Raw genomic sequence first — 19,252 nt, forward strand, 5'->3', positions numbered from 1 at the left:
GGGTCAGTACTTCTCCTCGGCGATCCCCTCGGGCTCGGCGAACGCGTCGCTGAGCAGGCCCTTGAGCTCCTCGGCGTGGCGCTTGGCCTGGCCCACGGCCGGCGAGCTCGAGGCGTCGCGCGAGATCACCCGCACGGGCAGGTCGAGCTCGGGGAACAGGTTGAGCCGCATGTGGGGCGCCGGCCCCATGTTGGCGGGCTCGTCCTGGACCCAGCGCACGTCGCGCAGGTGGGGGAAGCGCGCCAGCTCGGCCTTCACCTCGTCGGTGGGGCGGGGGTAGAGCTGCTCGAGGCGCGCGATCGCCGTGGTCTTGGCGTCGCCCTGGGTCTTCTCGCGGTGCACCATCAGGTCCCAGGTGATGCGGCCGCTGCACAGCAGCAGCGTCTGCACCTTCTCGGGATCGACCTGGGAGTCCGGGATCAGCGGCTGGAAGGTGCCGCTGGTGAAGTCCTCGGGACGCGACGCGGCCTCCTTGCGGCGCAGCATCGACTTGGGCGTGAACACGATCATCGGCCGGTGCCGGTCGCCGAGCGCGTGGCGGCGCAGCAGGTGGAAGTAGCTCGCCGGCGACGACGGCTGGGCGACCACGAAGGCCTCGTCGGCGCCCATGGTGAGGAAGCGCTCGATGCGGGCCGAGGAGTGGTCGGGGCCCTGGCCCTCGTAGCCGTGTGGCAGCAGCAGCACGACGCCGGACTGCTGGCCCCACTTGGTCTCGCCCGAGGTGATGAACTCGTCGATCACCGTCTGGGCGCCGTTGACGAAGTCGCCGAACTGCGCCTCCCAGGCCACCAGCGCGTCGGGCCGGGCCACGGAGTAGCCGTACTCGAACCCGAGGGCGGCGTACTCCGAGAGCAGCGAGTCGTAGACGAAGAAGCTCGCCTGGTCCTCGGTGAGGTTGGACAGCGGCGTCCACTCGTGGGCGTTCTTGCGGTCGATGATGGTCGCGAACCGGCTGGCGAAGGTGCCCCGTCGCGAGTCCTGGCCCGAGAGCCGCACCGGGCGGCCGTCCATCAGCAGGGAGCCGAAGGCGAGGATCTCGCCGGCGCCCCAGTCGATGGGGCCGCCGGTCATCGCCGCGGCCCGCTTCTGCAGCTGGGGCAGCACCTTGGGGTGCACCGTGAAGCCGTCGGGCGCACTGACGTAGGAGTCGGAGATGCGCTTGAGGGCCTCTTGCGAGATCGCGGTGGTGTACTCCTCGTGGCTCTTCTCGGGATAGTCCGGGACCGTGGTCCAGCCGTCGGGGGCCGAGGTGGCCTCGCGGACCTCGGTGAAGACCCGCTCGAGCTGCTGCTGGTAGTCCTTGAGGACCTGCTCAGCCTCCTCCAGGGTGATGTCGCCACGACCGATGAGCGACTCGGTGTAGAGCTTGCGCACCGAGCGCTTCTGCTCGATCAGGTCGTACATCAGCGGCTGGGTGTACGACGGGTCGTCGCCCTCGTTGTGGCCGCGACGGCGGTAGCACACCAGGTCGATGACGACGTCCTTGTTGAACGCCTGGCGGTACTCGAAGGCGAGCCGGGCGACGCGGATGCACGCCTCGGGGTCGTCGCCGTTGACGTGGAAGATCGGTGCCTGCACCATCCGGGCGACGTCGGTGCAGTAGAGCGAGGAGCGCGACGCGGCGGGGGAGGTGGTGAACCCGACCTGGTTGTTGACCACGACGTGCACGGTGCCGCCGGTGCGGTAGCCGCGCAGCTGGGAGAGGTTGAGGGTCTCGGCCACGACGCCCTGACCGGCGAACGCGGCGTCGCCGTGCACGAGCAGGGGCAGCACCGGGAAGGCCTCGCCCTGGTTGAGCACGTCCTGCTTGGCGCGGGCGATGCCCTCGAGCACCGGGTCGACCGCCTCGAGGTGGGAGGGGTTCGCGGCCACGGAGACCTTGACCCGGTCGCCGCCGTCGCTCACGAACTCGCCCTCGGCGCCGAGGTGGTACTTCACGTCACCGGAGCCCTGCACCGTGCGCGGGTCGATGTTGCCCTCGAACTCGCGGAAGATCTGGCTGTAGGACTTGCCGACGATGTTGGCCAGCACGTTGAGGCGACCGCGGTGGGCCATGCCGATGGTGACCTCGTCGAGGCCGGCCTCGGCGGCGGCCTCGCAGATCTCGTCGATCAGCGGGACGGTGGTCTCGCCGCCCTCGAGGCTGAACCGCTTCTGCCCGACGAACTTGGTCTGCAGGAAGGTCTCGAACGCCTCGGCCTGGTTGAGCTTGAGCAGGATCCGCAGCTGCTCCTCGCGCGGGGGCTTGCGGTGCGGCTGCTCGACGCGCTCCTGGATCCAGCGGCGCTGCTCGGGGTCCTGGATGTGCATGTACTCGATGCCGACGGTGCGGCAGTAGGAGTCGCGCAGGATGCCCAGGATCGAGCGCATCTTCATGAAGCGGCGCTCGCCGCCGAAGGAGCCGGTCGCGAACTCGCGGTCGAGGTCCCACAGCGTCAGGCCGTGGCTCTCCACCTCGAGGTCGGGGTGGCTGCGCTGCTTGTACTCCAGCGGGTCGGTGTCGGCCATCATGTGGCCGCGCACCCGGTAGGCGTGGATCAGCTCCAGGATGCGCGCCTGCTTGCTGATCTCGTCGTCGTGGTTGGCCGAGATGTCGTTGGACCAGCGGATCGGCTCGTAGGGGATCCGCAGCGACCGGAAGATCTCGTCGTAGAAGCCGTCCTCGCCCAGCAGCAGCTGGTGCATGCGGCGCAGGAACTCACCGCTCTGGGCGCCTTGGATGACCCGGTGGTCGTAGGTCGAGGTCAGCGTCATGATCTTGCTGATCGCGTTGCGGGTGAGCGTCTCCTCCGAGGCGCCCTGGAAGGCCGGGGGGTACTCCATCGAGCCGACGCCCACGATGGCGCCCTGCCCCTTCATCAGGCGGGGCACCGAGTGGTTGGTGCCGATCGTGCCCGGGTTGGTGAGGCTGATCGAGGTGCCCTGGAAGTCGGTGACGGCCAGCTTGCCGTTGCGGGCCTTGCGGACCAGCTCCTCGTACGCCGTCCAGAACTGCGCGAAGTCCATGTCCTCGGCGGCCTTGATGCTGGGGACCAGCAGCTGGCGGGTGCCGTCGGGCTTGGGCAGGTCGATGGCGAGACCGAGGTTGACGTGGGCGGGCGTGACCAGGTTGGGCTTGCCGTCGACGACGTCGAAGCCGACGTTCATCTCCGGCATCGAGCGCACCGCCTTGACCAGCGCGTAGCCGATCAGGTGGGTGAAGGAGACCTTGCCGCCGCGGGCGCGGGCCAGGTGGTTGTTGATGACGATGCGGTTGTCCCAGAGCAGCTTGACCGGCACCGAGCGCACGCTGGTGGCCGTCGGGACGGTGAGGGAGGCGTCCATGTTGGCCACGGTGCGGGCCGGGGCGCCCTTGAGCACGGTGTGCCGGGGCCCCTCGTCGACGGCGCTCTCGGCGGACTGGTCGGCGTCGGCCTTCGCGGTGGCCTTGGAGCCCGAGGAGGTGGACGCGGCCGCGGACTTCGTGCCCTGCGAGGAGCTGCGGGTGGACGAGGACGACTTCTGCTCGGACAAGGGCTGGGCCTGTTCCTTCTCGGGGGACTGCTGCGTGCTGCCGGACTGCTTCGGGGCGGTCGTGCCGGTCTTGGGCCGCTCCGGGGCCGCCTGCTCGGCGGCCGGGCGGCGCTTGGGCGCGCCGGTGGACTCCACGATGCGCTGGTGGCCGTTCGCAGGGCCGTTCGCGGGGCCGTTCGCGGACCCGGCCGGGAGGTCGGCCGGCGCCTCGGCGTGGTCGGACGCACCGGAGCCGGACTTGTCGAAGAAGTCCCACCAGACGCGGTCGACGCTGTCGGGGTCCTGCTCGAAGCGCTCACGCATCTCGTCGACGAGCCACTGGTTGGCTCCGAACCCGGTGGGGGAGCTCTCTTCGGTCGACTCGGGCACGGCCAGTTCCGCCTCTTCCAACGCGCGTGGGTGTGAGTACGCCGTCAAGGCTAGACCCCCGGCTGCGGGGAGCGGGAGCCGGATGGCGACCGGCGCGCCTGTCCGATTCGCACACGTTCGCACGAATTAAGGTATTCGTGATGCGCGGATTGTCCGGTTATGTGAGTCTTGAGGGGTTCTTGCACGGGGGCCGACCGGAGAAGAGACCGCGATGCACACCTCAGCACCACCGTCGCACACCACCACCGCCGCTGCCGTACGCCGGGTCCGCGCCCTGCTCGTCGGCCTCGTCGCCGCCGTCGCGGGACTCGTCGGCGTCGTCGCCGTGCCGAGCACCGCCCACGCCGCGGCCGACACCGCTCCCGTGGCCTCGAGCTTCGACACCCAGGTCCTGGCCGCCACCAACGTGCAGCGCAAGCGGCACGGGCTGCGGCCGCTGCGCATGATGAGCTGCCCCGACCGCTACGCCACGAGCTGGACCCAGTTCCTGGCCAGCCGCGACGCGTTCTACCACCAGTCGCTCACGCCCATCCTCAAGGCCTGCGGCCTGCGCGGGGCGGGGGAGAACCTGGCGTGGCGCAGCGGGTCGCTGTCGGCCACGCAGGTCGTCGACATGTGGATGAAGTCGCCCGGTCACCGGCGCAACATCCTCAACGGGCGGTTCCGCTACCTCGGCGTCGACGCCTGGAGGTCCACGGACACCAACCGGATCTACGCCGGCCAGGTCTTCGGCGCCTGAGCGCCGGGTCGTGCTGGTGCCTCCGGCAGGATTCGAACCTGCGACACCTGGTACCGGAAACCAGTGCTCTATCCCCTGAGCTACGGAGGCGGGAGTGCCTCGCGGCACGAGCCCGAACAGTACCGGCCGATGCTCCCGGGCCGCCAACCGGTGCCCGCCGATAGGCTTGGTCGGTGACCCCCGACCAGCTGTCCGCGACCGTCGTCGCCGCCCTCGCCTCCCTGGTGGAGGCGGGCTCGCTCACCCTCCCCGACGGCGTCCCGTCCGAGGTCACCGTCGAGCGTCCCCGCCAGCGCAGCCACGGTGACTACGCCACCAACGTCGCGCTGCAGCTGGCCAAGAAGGCGGGCACCAACCCCCGGGCGCTGGCCGAGCAGCTCGCCGAGCGGCTCCGGGCCGCCGACGGGATCGCCGCGGTGGACGTCGCCGGCCCGGGCTTCCTCAACATCACCGTCGAGGCCGGCGCGCAGGGGCAGGTCGCGGCCGACGTCGTGGCCGCCGGCGCGGCGTACGGCCGCTCGGAGGTCCTGGCCGGGCAGCGCATCGACGTGGAGTTCATCTCCGCCAACCCGACCGGGCCAATGCACCTCGGCCACACCCGGTGGGCCGTGGTGGGCGACGCGATCGGCCGGGTGCTGTCGGCCGCCGGCGCGGAGGTCACGCGCGAGTTCTACATCAACGACCGCGGCAACCAGATGAACCTCTTCGGCGCCTCGATCGAGGCCGCCGCCACCGGGCAGCCCACGCCGGAGAACGGCTACCACGGCGCCTACGTCGGCGACCTCGCACGCGAGATCGTGGCGGCCGACCCGGGCGTGCTCGAGCTGACCGGGGAGGAGCGCACGGTCGCGTTCCGCGAGGCGGGCTACGCGCTGCAGCTGGCCGAGCAGCAGGCCCAGCTGGACTCCATCGCCACGCACTTCGACGTGTGGTTCTCCGAGCGGCAGCTCCACGACCAGGGGGCGGTCGAGCACGCCCTGGCCGTGCTGGAGAAGCAGGGCCACCTCTACGAGTCCGACGGCGCGCTGTGGATGCGCACCACGGCCTTCGGCGACGACAAGGACCGCGTGCTGCGGCGCAGCAACGGGGAGCTGACCTACTTCGCCTCTGACGCGGCCTACTACGTCAACAAGCGCGAGCGCGGCTTCGACATCTGCCTCTACCTGCTCGGCGCCGACCACCACGGCTACGTGGGTCGCCTCAAGGCGATGGTCGCCTGCGCGGGCGACGACCCCGAGCGCAACATCGAGATCCCGATCGGCCAGCTGGTCAAGATCATGCGCGACGGCGCCGAGGTCCGACTCTCCAAGCGGGCCGGCAACATCGTCACCCTCGGCGAGCTGGTCGACCTCATCGGCGTCGACCCGCTGCGCTACTCGCTGGCGCGCTACCCGGCCGACTCGCCGCTGGCCCTCGACATCGAGCAGATCACCCGGCAGTCCAACGACAACCCGGTCTTCACCGTGCAGTACGCCCACGCCCGGGTCTCCAGCCTGCTCCGCAACGCCGCCGACCTCGGCGTGGTCGCCGCCTCCCACCCCGCCCTGCTGGTGCACGAGAAGGAGGGCGAGCTGCTGCGGGCGCTCGCGGAGTTCCCGCGGGTCGTGGCCAGCGCGGCCGAGCTGCGCGAGCCGCACCGCGTGGCGCGCTACCTCGAGCAGCTCGCCGGCACCTACCACCGCTTCTACGACAGCTGCCGGGTGCTCCCGATGGGCGACGAGCCGGCCGGCGAGCTCCACGCCGCCCGGCTGCTGCTCGTCGACGCGACCCGCGTGGTGCTGGCCAACGGCCTCGGCCTGCTCGGCGTCACCGCGCCCGAGCGGATGTGAGCGGGTCGTGAGGGCGCACGAGGCCGGCTGGGCCCACGCGGCGGTGTCGGTCCGGGGACCCGCGTGGCTGCGCGACCCCGCCGACGTCAACGCGCTGGTGCCGCAGCTGTGGTCGCGCACGGCGCGCAAGGTCGACGGCGTGCTCGAGGTGGGCGGTGTCCGGCTGCCCGACCTGGTCGCCGAGCACGGGAGCGCGGCGTACGTCCTGGACGAGGAGGACTTCCGCAGCCGCGCCCGCGACTTCCGCGACGGGTTCGCCGGCTTCGACGTCTACTACGCCGGCAAGGCGTTCCTGTGCACCGAGGTGGCCCGCTGGGTCGACCAGGAGGGGCTGCACCTCGACGTGTGCACCGCCGGCGAGCTGGCGGTGGCCGAGCGTGCCGGGTTCCCGATGGACCGGGTCGAGCTGCACGGCAACAACAAGTCGGTGGCCGAGCTGCGCCGGGCGCTGGAGCTGCGGGTGGGTCGCATCGTCGTGGACTCCTTCCACGAGATCACCCGCCTGGCCGACCTGGCCGCCGAGACCGGGCTGACGGCCCGCGTCATGGTGCGGGTCACCCCGGGCGTGGAGGCCCACACCCACGAGTACATCGCCACCGCCCACGAGGACCAGAAGTTCGGGTTCTCGATCAGCAGCGGCGACGCCCTGGCCGCCGTGCGGTCGATCCGGGAGACCCCGGGCCTGGAGCTGCGCGGGCTGCACTCCCACATCGGCTCGCAGATCTTCGACACCTCCGGGTTCGAGGTCGCGGCCCGACGGGTGCTCGCCCTGCACCGGCAGATCGCCGAGGAGACCGGGGTGCAGCTGCCCGAGCTCGACCTCGGCGGCGGCTTCGGCATCGCCTACACCACCCAGGACGACCCCGCCGACCCCGCCCGGCTGGCCGAGGAGATCCGCACGATCGTGACCGAGGAGTGCGCGGCGCGGGGCCTGGAGGTCCCGCGGCTCTCCGTCGAGCCCGGTCGCGCGATCGTCGGCCCGTCGATGTGCACCGTCTACGAGGTCGGCACCGTCAAGGCGGTCGAGCTCGACGGGGGAGCGGTCCGCACCTACGTCTCCGTCGACGGCGGCATGAGCGACAACATCCGCACCGCGCTCTACGACGCCGACTACTCCTGCACCCTGGCCAGTCGGCGCTCCGAGGCCCCGGTGCTGCTCAGCCGGCTGGTCGGCAAGCACTGCGAGGCGGGCGACATCGTGGTCAAGGACGAGTTCCTCCCCGGCGACCTGGCCCCGGGCGACCTGGTGGCGGTGCCCGGCACGGGCGCCTACTGCCGGTCGATGGCCAGCAACTACAACCACGTGCCGCGGCCGGCCGTGGTCGCGGTGCGCGACGGCGTCGCGCGGGTCGTCGTACGCCGGGAGACGCTGGACGACCTGCTCCTCACCGACGTCGGCTGAGGTCCGGGCGGTCCTGCTCCTGGTCGGTGGTCCGCCGGTCGTCGGCGGCCGGGCGGTTTCCCGAGGTCGCCTGGGAAACCGCCGCTGCGCCAGGGATGCGATCCCGGCGGAGCAGCCGGACCTCCGGCGGAGCGGGCTGACCGCCCTGCTGACCGACCGGGAGGAGTGGCCGTGGGCGCCGGGCGCCCTGCAGGGCCGCAGTCCGTAGACCGCCGCAGGCCGATGAGCCGGTCGGGCAGGGGCCGGACGACGGCGTGGCCCGGACCAGCAGGCGGATGGATTGGGGTCCACGGGTCGGACGGTGGGAGGATGTGCGGCGATGAACGAGCACCCAGCACCCCACCCGCGTCCCGACGCGCCCGCCGTCAAGGTGGCGCTGCTCGGCTGCGGCGTCGTCGGCTCCCAGGTCGCGCGGCTGCTGCACGAGCGGGCCGACGACCTGACCGCCCGCGTCGGCGCCCGCGTGGAGCTCGTCGGGGTGGCCGTGCGCCGGCTCGGCCTGGCCCGTGACGTCGAGCTCCCCGAGGAGCTGTTCACCACCGACGCCCACGCCCTGGTCACCCGCGAGGACGTCGACGTCGTCGTCGAGCTGATCGGCGGCATCGAGCCCGCGCGCAGCCTCATCCTCGCCGCGCTCGAGCACGGCGCCAGCGTCGTCTCGGCCAACAAGGCGCTGCTCGCCGAGGACGGCAGCACGCTGTTCGAGGCCGCCGAGCGCGCCGGCCGCGACCTCTACTACGAGGCCGCCGTCGCCGGGGCGATCCCGATCCTGCGGCCCCTGCGCGAGTCGCTCGCCGGCGACCAGGTCACCCGGGTGCTCGGCATCGTCAACGGCACCACCAACTTCGTGCTCGACCGCATGGACAGCTCCGGCGCCGGCTTCGACGAGGCGCTCCAGGAGGCCCAGGACCTGGGGTACGCCGAGGCCGACCCGACCGCCGACGTCGAGGGCTTCGACGCCGCCGCCAAGGCCGCCATCCTGGCCAGCCTGGCCTTCCACACCCGCGTCACCGCCGCCGACGTCCACCGCGAGGGCATCGCCGAGGTGACCGCCTCCGACGTGGCCTCGGCCGCCGAGATGGGCTGCGTGGTCAAGCTGCTCGCGATCTGTGCGGTGCAGGACGGCCCCGACGGCCCGTCGGTCTCGGCCCGCGTGCACCCCGCGATGATCCCGCGCAGCCACCCCCTCGCCAGCGTCCGCGAGGCCTACAACGCGGTCTTCGTCGAGAGCGAGGCCGCCGGCCAGCTGATGTTCTACGGCCCCGGCGCGGGCGGCTCGCCCACCGCCAGCGCGGTCATGGGCGACCTCGTCACGGTGGCCCGCAACCGGCTCTCGGACGTCCGTGGCGCCGGCGAGTCGTCGTACGCCGACCTGCCGGTGCTCCCGATGGGCAGCACCGAGACCCGCTACCACGTGCAGATCGACGTCGACGACAAGGCGGGCGTGCTCGCCGCGGTGGCCCAGGCCTTCGCCGAGCACGGCGTCTCGATCCAGACCGTCCGCCAGGAGGGACGCGGCGACGACGCTCAGCTCGTGGTCGTCTCGCACCGGGCCAGCGACGCCGACCTGGCCGCGACGGTGGAGACGCTGCGCGGCATGGCCAACGTCCGCGACGTCTCCTCGGTGATGCGCGTGGAAGGAGAAGCGGAATGACCGCCAGCACGACCACCACCCCGGGCGCCGCGACCGGCCCCGGTGGCGAGACGCGGGTGGGTGCCGCGACCCCGGGCGTCTCGCGCCAGTGGCGCGGCGTCATCGAGGAGTACCGCCACCGCCTCGACATCCCCGAGCACACCCCGACCATCACGCTGCGCGAGGGCGGCACCCCGATGGTGGAGTCCGCGTGGCTCTCGGAGGTCACCGGCGCCGAGGTGTGGCTCAAGGTCGAGGGCGACAACCCGACCGGCTCCTTCAAGGACCGCGGCATGACCGTCGCGCTCTCGGTGGCCGTCGGCGAGGGCGCCGAGGCGGTGGTCTGCGCCTCCACCGGCAACACCTCCGCCTCGATGGCCGCCTACGCCGCCCGCGCCGGCATCAAGCCGCTCGTGCTCGTGCCGCAGGGCAAGATCTCCGCCGGCAAGCTGGCCCAGGCGATCGTGCACGGCGCCCAGGTGATCATGGTGCGCGGCAACTTCGACGACTGCCTGCGGCTCTCGCGCGGGCTGGCCGACGACTACCCCGTCGCGCTGGTCAACTCGGTCAACCCGATGCGGCTGCAGGGGCAGAAGACCGCCTCCTTCGAGGTCGTCGACGTGCTCGGCGACGCCCCCGACGTGCACGTGCTCCCGACCGGCAACGCGGGCAACGTGTCGGCGTACTGGCTGGGCTACACCGAGGCCCACCGGGCCGGCGAGACCCTCAAGCTCCCCGTGATGCGCGGCTGGCAGGCGGCCGGGGCCGCCCCGCTGGTCCACGGCGCGCCGGTGGCCGACCCCGAGACGGTGGCCTCGGCCATCCGCATCGGCAACCCCGCCTCCTGGGACCTCGCCGTCGACGCGGCCCGCTCGTCGGGCGGACGCTTCCGCGACGTCACCGACGAGCAGATCCTGCACGCCCAGCGCGAGCTGGCCCGGCGCGAGGGCGTCTTCGTCGAGCCGGCCTCGGCCGCCGGGGTGGCCGGGCTGCTGCTCGAGGCCTCCGAGGGCGTGCGCTACGACGACCAGCGGGTCGTCGTGACCGTGACCGGCCACGGCCTCAAGGACATCGACACCGCGCTGTCGACCTTCACCGACCTCGTCGACACCGTCTGCGACGCCGACGTCGGGTCGGCCGCCGCGGCCGCGGGCCTCGCCTGAGGTGGCGGCGGCCCCGGCAGAGCCCGGACGCGAGGTGACCGGCCGCGGCTGGGTGCCCGGCCCCGTCATCGTCGAGGTGCCGGCCACGAGCGCCAACCTGGGTCCCGGCTACGACTGCCTCGGTCTCGCCCTGGAGCTGGTCGACACCCTCGAGGCCGAGGTGCTCCCCGAGGGCCTCACGATCGAGGTCGAGGGCGAGGCGGCCGAGGAGGTCCCGCGCGACGAGCGGCACCTCGTGGTGCGCTCGATGCAGGTCGCCTTCTCCGCGCTCGACGGACCGCCACCCGGGCTGCGGCTGCGCTGCACCAACCGGATCCCGCACAGCCGCGGCATGGGGTCGTCCTCGGCCGCGATCGTCGGGGGCCTCGTGCTCGCCCGGGCGCTCGTGCCCGACGGCGCGGCCCGGCTCGACGACGCGGCCCTGCTGGCGCTGGCCAACCGCATCGAGGGCCACCCCGACAACGTCGCCCCCGCCCTGCTCGGCGGCTTCGTGGTCTCCGGCCAGGCCGGCGAGGTGGTCTGGGCCCAGCGCGTCGACCTCGACCCACGCGTGCGCGCAGTGGTCGCCGTCCCGCCGTACGCCGTCGCGACCGCGGTCGCCCGCGGCCTGCTCCCCGAGGTGGTCCCGCACGCCGACGCCGCGGCCAACACCGGGCGGGCGGCGCTGCTCGTCGCCGCGCTGGCGGGGGAGCCGTCGCACCTGCTCCGGGCCACCGAGGACTTCCTGCACCAGCAGCAGCGGACCCCGGCGATGCCGGAGACGCTCGCGGTCGTCGGCGCGCTCCGCGACGCCGGGGTGCCGGCGGTCGTCTCGGGCGCGGGCCCCACGGTGCTGGCCTTCGTGGTCGACGAGGTGGGCGTGCCCGCCGCCGTCGCCACCCACCTGCCGGCAGGCTGGCGGGTGCTCCCGCAAGCCGTCGGTGGCCCCGGAGCCCGCGTGCTAGCGTGACGCCGCGTCACGGCCGGCCCCCGTGGTGAGCCCTCCGGCCACCGCGAGCCGACGCACCGCGACGTCTCACCGTCCCCCCGACCGGCCTCCTCCCGAGGCCTCGGGCGCGTGCCCCGGCACACGCCGTGGTCGGTGACCCACCAGACCAGCCGCACCACGCGGGCAGCCGTGCTGCCGCGTCGCACAGGGGGAGGACCCCACCCATGACCGAGACCACCGACACCGCCGGGGCCTCCGAGCCGTCGCAGCCGTCCCAGCCCTCGTCCGCACGCGGCCGCAAGGACGGCATCGAGGGGATGCTGCTCCCGCAGCTCAAGCAGCTCGCGGGCGGTCTGGGCATCAAGACCACCGGGATGCGCAAGGGTGCCGTCATCGAGGCCATCAAGGCCCACCAGCAGCAGGGACCGGGCACCCGCGAGCCGCGCCGCCCCGCCGCCGAGCAGCAGCCGGAGGCGCGTGAGCCGGCACCGCAGCCCGAGCGCGACCAGGCTGCCCAGGTCGACCAGGCCGCCAAGGTCGACCAGGGAGACCGGGCCGACCGGGCATCGCGGGGCGAGGCCCGGACCGAGGGGTCCCGCCGCACCCGGGGCCAGGGGCGCCGGCAGGACCAGCCCGACCAGCAGGACGGTCGCCCGCAGGAGCAGGACGACACGCAGTCGGACGACCGGCAGTCGGACGACCGGCAGCAGCCCGACCGCCAGAGCGACCGCCAGAACGACCGGCAGCAGGGCAAGCAGCAGGACCGCCAGCAGGGTCGCCAGAAGGACCAGCAGAAGGACCAGCAGGACGACCAGCAGGACCGCCGCCAGAAGGACCAGCAGGACCGGCAGCAGGGCCGCCAGCAGAACGACCGCAACCAGAACGAGCGCAACCAGAACCGCCAGCAGAACGACCGGGACGAGCGCAACCAGAACCGCCAGCAGGACGAGCGGAACCAGAACGACCGCAACCAGAACCGGCAGCAGAACGACCGGGACGACCAGGACGACGACGAGGGTGGCAGCCGTCGCAACCGGCGCCGCCGGGGTCGCGACCGGCAGCAGGGCGCGGCCGCACCCGTCGCGAGCGGCCGCGGCCACCGCAACGAGCCCGACCTGCAGATCCTCGAGGACGACGTGCTCACGCCGTGCGCGGGCATCCTGGACCTGATGGACAACTACGCGTTCGTCCGGACCAGCGGCTACCTCCCGGGCGTCGACGACGTCTACGTCTCGATGTCGATGGTGCGTCGCTACGGCCTGCGCCGCGGTGACGCCGTCACCGGACAGGTGCGCCAGCCGCGGGAGGGCGAGCGCAAGGAGAAGTTCAACCCGCTCGTGCGTCTCGACAGCGTCAACGGCGCCGACCCCGAGACCGCCCGCTCCCGGGTGGAGTTCGCCAAGCTGACCCCGCTGTACCCGTCGGAGCGACTGCGCCTGGAGACCGGGCCGACCGACCTGATCGGCCGCGTCATCGACCTCGCCGCGCCCCTCGGCAAGGGCCAGCGCGGGCTGATCGTCTCGCCCGCCAAGGCCGGCAAGACCACGGTGCTGCAGGCCCTGGCCCACTCGATCACCACCAACAACCCCGAGTGCCACCTCATGGTGGTGCTGGTCGACGAGCGGCCCGAGGAGGTCACCGACTTCCAGCGCTCCGTCAAGGGCGAGGTCGTCAGCTCGACCTTCGACCGTCCGCCGGGCGACCACACCATCGTGGCGGAGCTCGCGATCGAGCGGGCCAAGCGGCTGGTAGAGCTCGGCCACGACGTCGTGGTGCTGCTCGACGGGATCACCCGCCTCGGCCGCGCGTACAACCTCGCCACCCCGGCCAGCGGGCGGATGCTGTCCGGTGGCGTCGACTCGGCGGCGCTCTACCCGCCCAAGCGCTTCTTCGGGGCCGCCCGCAACATCGAGAACGGCGGTTCGCTGACCATCGTGGCCACCGCCCTGGTCGAGAGCGGCTCGGCGATGGACGAGGTGATCTTCGAGGAGTTCACGGGGACCGGCAACATGGAGGTCCGGCTGCGCCGCGACTTCGCCGACAAGCGCATCTTTCCCGCGATCGACGCCGTGCAGTCCGGGACCCGACGCGAGGAGCAGCTGGTCGGTGCCGAGGAGCTGGCCATCGTGTGGAAGCTGCGTCGCGCGCTCGCCGGGCAGGAGGGCCAGCAGGCCGTCGAGATGCTGCTCAGCCGGCTGCGCTCCTCGCAGTCCAACCTGGAGCTCCTGGCCCAGGTCGAGCGGAGCGCGCCCGCGCCGGGCGGCGCCCAGGAGGACTGACCCGCTCGGCGGGAGCCGTTCTGCCCGCATGTGTCCGTTGGTGTGGCTATGCTCACCGACGACAGCGTTCGGACATCGAGGGGATTCCATGGCTCGCATCGTGATTGCCGACGACGACGCGGACATCCGCGAGCTCGTGGTCTTCAAGCTGCGACACGGTGGTCACGACGTGGTGCCGGTGGGCGACGGCGCGGCCGCCGTCGAGGCGTGCAGCGCCGAGAAGCCCGACCTCGTCATCCTCGACGTGATGATGCCCGGCATGAGCGGCCTCGACGCCGCCCGTGCGCTGCGCCAGGACGCCAGCATGGACGGCCTGCCGATCATCATGCTCACGGCCCGCGCCCAGGAGTCCGACATCGAGCAGGGCTTCGAGGCCGGTGCTGACGACTACATCGTCAAGCCCTTCAGCCCGCGCGAGCTCGCGTCGCGGGTGTCCGCGGTGCTCGCCCGCAGCCGCTGACGTGGCTCCGCGCTCGGTCGCGCGCCCCTGATGGCTTCCCCTCTCGGGGACGTGGACGGCTTCCTGTGGTTCAGCTGGGTCCTCCTCGTCGGGTTCGCCGTCCTCTCGGTCGTGCTCCTCGTGGTGCTCGTGGTGGTGCGGGCGCTGCGTGACCTGTTCGCCCGCCGTCGGGCCCGGGCCGCCGACGAGGTGCGGGCGCACATCTTCGAGGTCGTGATGGGCGAGGACGACGACGCCGCACGGGGCCGCGCCGCGCTCGCGGCAGCACGGGGCCGGGCCGCCGACCGGGTCGAGCAGCAGGTCTTCGAGATGCTGCCCAAGCTCCGGGGCGAGTCGCGCGCCGAGCTGGTGGGCCTGCTGATGGCCCGCGGTGCCGAGCAGCGCGCGCTGGCCCTGGTCGGCTCCCGCTCGTCCGTGCGCCGCTGCCGCGGGGCGTTCCAGCTGGGCATGCTCGGCCTCACCCAGCACGTCCCCCGCCTGGTCCGGCTGCTGCGGGACCGGCACTTCCTGGTGCGGCGGGTCACGGTCCGGGCGCTCGGCGCGATGGGCGACCCCCGGGCCGTGCGGCCCCTGCTGCTGCTGGGCGAGCACGACCCGCGGCTGACCCGCGACCTCGTCTTCGCCCTCGACCGGCTCGGGCCCGACGCCGCCCCCGAGCTGCGGTCGGTGCTGCTCGAGGAGATGACCCACGGCGACCACCTCCACCTCGACCCGGCCGCGGTCGTGCTCGGCCTGCTCGCCGACCGCCCCAGCGTGGACGTGCTCGCCCAGGGCCTGGGCTCGCCCAACCCCTCCTTCGCCGGCGCCTGCGCCGAGGCGCTGGGTCGGATCGGTGCGCCCGAGGCGATCCCGGCCCTCACCGAGGCGCTGCTCGACCTGCGCCCCAACGTGCGCGCGGGGGCGGCCCACGCCCTGGGCTCGATCGGGTCCTCGGTCGCGGCGGCCAGCCTGCTCGACGTGGTCGACGAGGAGGAGCCGCAGGTCTCCCGGCAGGCGGCGCAGGCGCTCATCGAGCTCGGGCCCGGCGGCCGCCGGATGCTCGCCACCAGCTCCTCGCCCTACGCCGTGGAGGCGATGGCGCTCGAGGCCATCCGGGGAGGCCGCTCGTGAACACCCTGCTGACGGTGCTGGGCTGGTTCTTCATCGCCTACTCGGTGGCGATCAACCTCAGCTTCGTGGTGCTGACCGTGCTGGCGATGGTCGACTTCGTGCGCTACCGCCGCCGCACCCAGTTCGCGGCGTACGACGAGAGCTTCGCCGAGCCGCTGGCACGGGGCGTCTCGGTGCTGATGCCGGCCTACAACGAGGAGCTGACCATCGTGGCGTCGGTCGAGGCGATGTCCTCGCTGCGCTACCCCGACTTCGAGGTCGTGGTCATCGACGACGGGTCCAAGGACGCGACCGTCACGACCATGGTCGAGGCGTTCGACATGGTCGAGCTCCCGCTGGCCCACGCGCCGGTCGTGCCGGTCAAGGGGGAGGTCCAGCGCTGCTTCGTCAGCACCCGCGGCGCGATGAACCTGCTCCTGGTGTGCAAGGCCAACGGCGGCAAGGCCGACGCCCTCAACGTCGGCATCAACGTGGCCCGCAAGGAGCTCGTCTGCATGGTCGACGCGGACTCGCTGCTCGACCCCGACGCGCTGCTCCACGTCTCGCGGCCCTTCGCCGACGACCCCGAGCGCGTCATCGCCTCCGGCGGCGTGGTGCGGGTGGCCAACGGGTCGACCATCGCGCGCGGTCGTGTCCTCGACGTGCAGATGCCCCGACGGTGGCTGCCGCGGGTCCAGGTCGTGGAGTACCTCCGCGCCTTCCTCATCGGCCGGGCCGGCTGGTCCGCGGCCGGCGGCCTGCTGATCATCTCCGGCGCGTTCGGCATGTTCCGGCGCGACATCCTCTTCGAGGTGGGGGGCGTGGCCACCGACTGCATCGGCGAGGACGCCGAGCTGGTGGTGCGGCTCTACCGGTGGATGGGGGACAACGACGTCGACGGCCGCATCGTCTTCGTCTCCGAGCCGGTCGCCTGGACCGAGGCCCCGGAGACGCTGCGGGTGCTGCGCAGCCAGCGACGCCGGTGGCACCGCGGGCTGGCGGAGATCTTCGCCCGCCACCGCGGCATGGTGCTCCGTCCCCGCTACGGCTTCATCGGCATGATCACGATGCCGTGGTTCCTGCTCTTCGAGCTGGCCGCGCCCTTCATCGAGGTCTTCGGGCTGCTCTACTTCGCCGTCGCGATGGTGCTGCTGTCCCTCGGCGGCCTGGGCGTCGTCCCCTCGGACTGGGTCGACCTGCCGGTGGTGGTGCTGCTGCTGTCCACCTCGATCGCGTTCGCGATCCTGGTCAGCCTGGTCGCGCTGCTGGCCGAGGAGATGTCCTACCGCCGCTACCGCGGGGTGCCCGGGCTGCTGATCGCGGTCTGGTCCGCGGTCGAGGAGAACTTCGGCTACCGCCAGCTGACCGCCTGGTGGCGGATGTGGGGCGCGATCGACGCGTGGCGCGGCTCGCGCCACCAGTGGGGCGAGATGACGCGCAAGGGGTTCGGCGACAGCAGCTGAGGCGGGAACACCCGGGCGGGGCCTGCTGTTGAGCAGGTGTCGCCCGATTGGCCCCCCAGGGGCCGGGGGTGGCAGAATCATCCGCTGGTCCGGTTCACGTCCCCCGCTGGGGGGCGACCCGGCGCCGTACACGCGAGAGGAACGCCCATGCAGAAGGACATCCACCCGAACTACGTGACCACCGAGGTGCGCTGCACCTGTGGCAACACGTTCACCACCCGCAGCACCAAGGCCGGCGGCTCGATCCGCTCCGAGGTCTGCTCCAACTGCCACCCCTTCTACACGGGCAAGCAGAAGATCCTCGACACCGGTGGCCGCGTGGCCCGCTTCGAGGCGCGCTACGCCAAGAAGACCGCCGACAAGAAGTAGCCGCCACGGCTCCCCACGGGTCTCCCGCCGCTCGGCGGGGGACCCGTGGTCGTCGTCCACCCGGTCATCCGCAGGAGTCCCCCAGGAGTCATCGTGTTCGAGGCCGTCGAGTCGCTCGCGGACGAGCACGCCGAGCTGGAGACCCGGCTCGCCGACCCCGCCGTGCACGCCGAGCCGTCGCTCGCGCGGCGGCTCTCGCAGCGCTACGCCGAGCTGAGCGCCGTGCTCCGGGCCCACACCGAGTGGCTCGCCCTCGGTGAGGACCTCGAGGCCGCCCGTGAGCTCGCCGGCGAGGACGAGTCGTTCGCCGCGGAGGCGCTCGAGCTCGAGCCCCGGCTGGCCCAGGCCGAGGAGCGGCTGCGCCACCTGCTGGTGCCGCGCGACGCCGCCGACGGCAAGGACGTGATCCTCGAGGTCAAGTCCGGCGAGGGCGGCGAGGAGTCGGCCCTGTTCGCGGGCGACCTGCTCCGCATGTACACCCGGTACGCCGAGCAACGGGGCTGGTCGACGGAGGTCATCGACGCCACCGAGTCCGACCTGGGCGGCTACAAGTCGGTGACCGTCGCGGTCAAGGCCAAGGGCACCCCCGAGCCGGGGGAGGCGCCGCACGCGCTGCTCAAGTTCGAGGGCGGCGTCCACCGCGTCCAGCGGGTGCCCGTGACCGAGAGCCAGGGGCGCGTCCACACCAGCGCCGCCGGCGTCCTGGTGCTGCCCGAGGCCGAGCAGGTCGACGTCGAGATCCACGACGGCGACCTCCGCATCGACGTCTACCGCTCCAGCGGCCCCGGCGGCCAGAGCGTCAACACCACCGACTCGGCCGTCCGGATCACCCACCTGCCGACCGGCGTGGTGGCCAGCTGCCAGAACGAGAAGTCGCAGCTGCAGAACAAGGAGCAGGCGATGCGGATCTTGCGCGCCCGGCTGCTCGCCGCCGCCCAGGAGGCCGCCGACGCCGAGGCCAGCGACGTGCGCCGCTCGCAGATCCGCACCGTCGACCGCTCCGAGCGGATCCGGACCTACAACTACCCGGAGAACCGCATCTCCGACCACCGCACGGGCTACAAGTCCTACGACCTCGACCGGGTGCTCGACGGCGACCTGGGCGGGGTGATCGGCTCCTGCGTCGAGGCCGACATGGCGACCCGGCTCGACGCCCTGGCCCCGTGAGCACCCGCCCCCGCGACCTGGTGCGCGCGGCGACGGGCCGCCTGGCCGGGGCCGGGGTGGCCAGCCCGGAGCACGACGCGGCGGAGCTGCTCGCCCACGTCGCCGGCACCACGAGGTCGCGGCTGCCGCTGCTCGACGACGTGGCCCCCGAGGTCGCCGCACGCTTCGAGGCCCTCGTGGGGCGCCGCGCGGCGCGCGAGCCGCTGCAGCACCTGACCGGCACGGCCGCGTTCCGCCACGTCGAGCTGGCCGTCGGGCCCGGGGTGTTCGTGCCGCGCCCCGAGACCGAGCTGCTGGCCGGCTGGGCGCTCGACCGGGCCCGCGAGGTGACCGGGCGGGCCCCCGTCGTGGTCGACCTCTGCACCGGTTCGGGCGCCATCGCGCGCAGCCTGGTCGACGAGCTGCCCGGGGCGCGGGTCCACGCCGTCGAGCTCGACGGGTCGGCGCACGCGTGGGCGGCGCGCAACCTCGACGGCACCGGCGTCGACCTGCGGCGCGGCGACATGGCCGAGGCGTTCGCCGACCTCGACGGCACCGTCGACGTGGTGGTGTGCAACCCGCCGTACATCCCGCTGGACGCCTGGGAGAGCGTCGCCCCCGAGGCCCGCGACCACGACCCGGCGCTCGCGCTGTGGTCGGGCGACGACGGCCTCGACGCGTTGCGCGTGCTGGCCCGGACCGCCGCCCGGCTGCTGGTCCCGGGAGGGTGGCTGGGCTCCGAGCACGCCGACGTGCAGGGGGAGTCGGCCGTCGAGGTGCTGGCCGGCACCGGTCGGTTCGTCGAGGTGCGCGACCACGCTGACCTGGCAGGTCGTCCGCGCTTCGTGACGGCCCGGCTGGCACGATGAC

Annotated in this window: 14 protein-coding genes and 1 tRNA gene; 13 read left to right on the forward strand and 2 right to left on the reverse strand. The window is 72.9% G+C overall.

The features are described from left to right. Window positions 1-3: 3 nt before the first annotated feature. Window positions 4-3,882 (reverse strand): multifunctional oxoglutarate decarboxylase/oxoglutarate dehydrogenase thiamine pyrophosphate-binding subunit/dihydrolipoyllysine-residue succinyltransferase subunit, encoded by a 3,879-nt coding sequence (locus tag ASG49_RS02835; RefSeq protein WP_200936185.1) that lies wholly within the window; start codon window positions 3,880-3,882, stop codon window positions 4-6. Window positions 3,883-4,093: 211 nt separating this feature from the next. Here ASG49_RS02835 and ASG49_RS02840 point away from each other — a divergent pair, with 211 nt between their 5' ends. Beyond that, complete coding sequence (locus tag ASG49_RS02840; protein WP_056536808.1) at window positions 4,094-4,621, forward strand: CAP domain-containing protein; 528 nt, start codon at window positions 4,094-4,096, stop codon at window positions 4,619-4,621. Window positions 4,622-4,635: 14 nt separating this feature from the next. On the opposite strand, the gene ASG49_RS02845 is transcribed toward ASG49_RS02840, so the two are convergent. Beyond that, a tRNA-Arg gene (locus ASG49_RS02845) sits at window positions 4,636-4,711 on the reverse strand. 83 nt (window positions 4,712-4,794) lie between these two features. Here ASG49_RS02845 and argS point away from each other — a divergent pair. The 12 genes from argS (at window position 4,795) to prmC (ending at window position 19,251) form a co-directional block, all read left to right on the forward strand. After that, window positions 4,795-6,450, forward strand: a complete 1,656-nt coding sequence (argS, locus tag ASG49_RS02850) for an arginine--tRNA ligase (protein ID WP_056536811.1) — start codon at window positions 4,795-4,797, stop codon at window positions 6,448-6,450. Window positions 6,451-6,457: 7 nt separating this feature from the next. After that, the gene (gene lysA, locus ASG49_RS02855) at window positions 6,458-7,852 is read left to right on the forward strand and encodes a diaminopimelate decarboxylase (RefSeq protein ID WP_056536813.1); all 1,395 of its coding nucleotides are present in this window, start codon (window positions 6,458-6,460) and stop codon (window positions 7,850-7,852) included. 319 nt (window positions 7,853-8,171) lie between these two features. After that, window positions 8,172-9,506 (forward strand): homoserine dehydrogenase, encoded by a 1,335-nt coding sequence (locus tag ASG49_RS02860; protein ID WP_056536816.1) that lies wholly within the window; start codon window positions 8,172-8,174, stop codon window positions 9,504-9,506. Next, window positions 9,503-10,648 (forward strand): threonine synthase, encoded by a 1,146-nt coding sequence (thrC, locus tag ASG49_RS02865; RefSeq protein WP_082533732.1) that lies wholly within the window; start codon window positions 9,503-9,505, stop codon window positions 10,646-10,648. The genes ASG49_RS02860 and thrC overlap by 4 nt, the downstream gene beginning before the upstream one ends. Before the next feature lie 34 nt (window positions 10,649-10,682). Further along, complete coding sequence (gene thrB, locus ASG49_RS02870; protein ID WP_056539664.1) at window positions 10,683-11,597, forward strand: homoserine kinase; 915 nt, start codon at window positions 10,683-10,685, stop codon at window positions 11,595-11,597. 203 nt (window positions 11,598-11,800) lie between these two features. Then, window positions 11,801-13,855, forward strand: coding sequence for a transcription termination factor Rho (rho, locus tag ASG49_RS02875; protein WP_056536819.1), 2,055 nt, complete (start codon window positions 11,801-11,803; stop codon window positions 13,853-13,855). An 88-nt stretch (window positions 13,856-13,943) separates the two neighbouring features. Beyond that, window positions 13,944-14,315, forward strand: a complete 372-nt coding sequence (locus ASG49_RS02880) for a response regulator transcription factor (RefSeq protein ID WP_056536822.1) — start codon at window positions 13,944-13,946, stop codon at window positions 14,313-14,315. Window positions 14,316-14,345: 30 nt separating this feature from the next. Then, window positions 14,346-15,425 (forward strand): HEAT repeat domain-containing protein, encoded by a 1,080-nt coding sequence (locus ASG49_RS02885; RefSeq protein ID WP_082533733.1) that lies wholly within the window; start codon window positions 14,346-14,348, stop codon window positions 15,423-15,425. After that, window positions 15,422-16,867 carry a glycosyltransferase family 2 protein gene (locus tag ASG49_RS02890; RefSeq protein WP_056536828.1) on the forward strand — a complete coding sequence of 482 codons (1,446 nt, stop codon included), beginning with the start codon at window positions 15,422-15,424 and terminating at the stop codon, window positions 16,865-16,867. Before ASG49_RS02885 ends, ASG49_RS02890 begins: the two co-directional genes overlap by 4 nt. 147 nt (window positions 16,868-17,014) lie before the next feature. Beyond that, a complete protein-coding gene (gene rpmE / locus ASG49_RS02895; RefSeq protein ID WP_056536831.1) occupies window positions 17,015-17,236 on the forward strand; it encodes a 50S ribosomal protein L31 in 222 nt (73 codons plus the stop codon). Between the two features lie 93 nt (window positions 17,237-17,329). Then, window positions 17,330-18,403, forward strand: coding sequence for a peptide chain release factor 1 (gene prfA, locus ASG49_RS02900; RefSeq protein WP_056536833.1), 1,074 nt, complete (start codon window positions 17,330-17,332; stop codon window positions 18,401-18,403). Then, window positions 18,400-19,251 (forward strand): peptide chain release factor N(5)-glutamine methyltransferase, encoded by an 852-nt coding sequence (gene prmC / locus ASG49_RS02905; RefSeq protein WP_056536836.1) that lies wholly within the window; start codon window positions 18,400-18,402, stop codon window positions 19,249-19,251. The genes prfA and prmC overlap by 4 nt, the downstream gene beginning before the upstream one ends. Window position 19,252: the final 1 nt, after the last annotated feature.

Origin of the sequence: Marmoricola sp. Leaf446 (assembly GCF_001424755.1) — a bacterium.
GTDB lineage: Bacteria > Actinomycetota > Actinomycetes > Propionibacteriales > Nocardioidaceae > Marmoricola.

Coding starts and splice junctions, on each gene's coding strand:
- thrC (WP_082533732.1), top strand. CDS start 9,503: ATGACCGCCAGCACGACCACCACCCCGGGCGCCGCGACCGGCCCCGGT.
- ASG49_RS02880 (WP_056536822.1), top strand. CDS start 13,944: ATGGCTCGCATCGTGATTGCCGACGACGACGCGGACATCCGCGAGCTC.
- ASG49_RS02840 (WP_056536808.1), top strand. CDS start 4,094: ATGCACACCTCAGCACCACCGTCGCACACCACCACCGCCGCTGCCGTA.
- ASG49_RS02885 (WP_082533733.1), top strand. CDS start 14,346: ATGGCTTCCCCTCTCGGGGACGTGGACGGCTTCCTGTGGTTCAGCTGG.
- rho (WP_056536819.1), top strand. CDS start 11,801: ATGACCGAGACCACCGACACCGCCGGGGCCTCCGAGCCGTCGCAGCCG.
- ASG49_RS02860 (WP_056536816.1), top strand. CDS start 8,172: ATGAACGAGCACCCAGCACCCCACCCGCGTCCCGACGCGCCCGCCGTC.
- rpmE (WP_056536831.1), top strand. CDS start 17,015: ATGCAGAAGGACATCCACCCGAACTACGTGACCACCGAGGTGCGCTGC.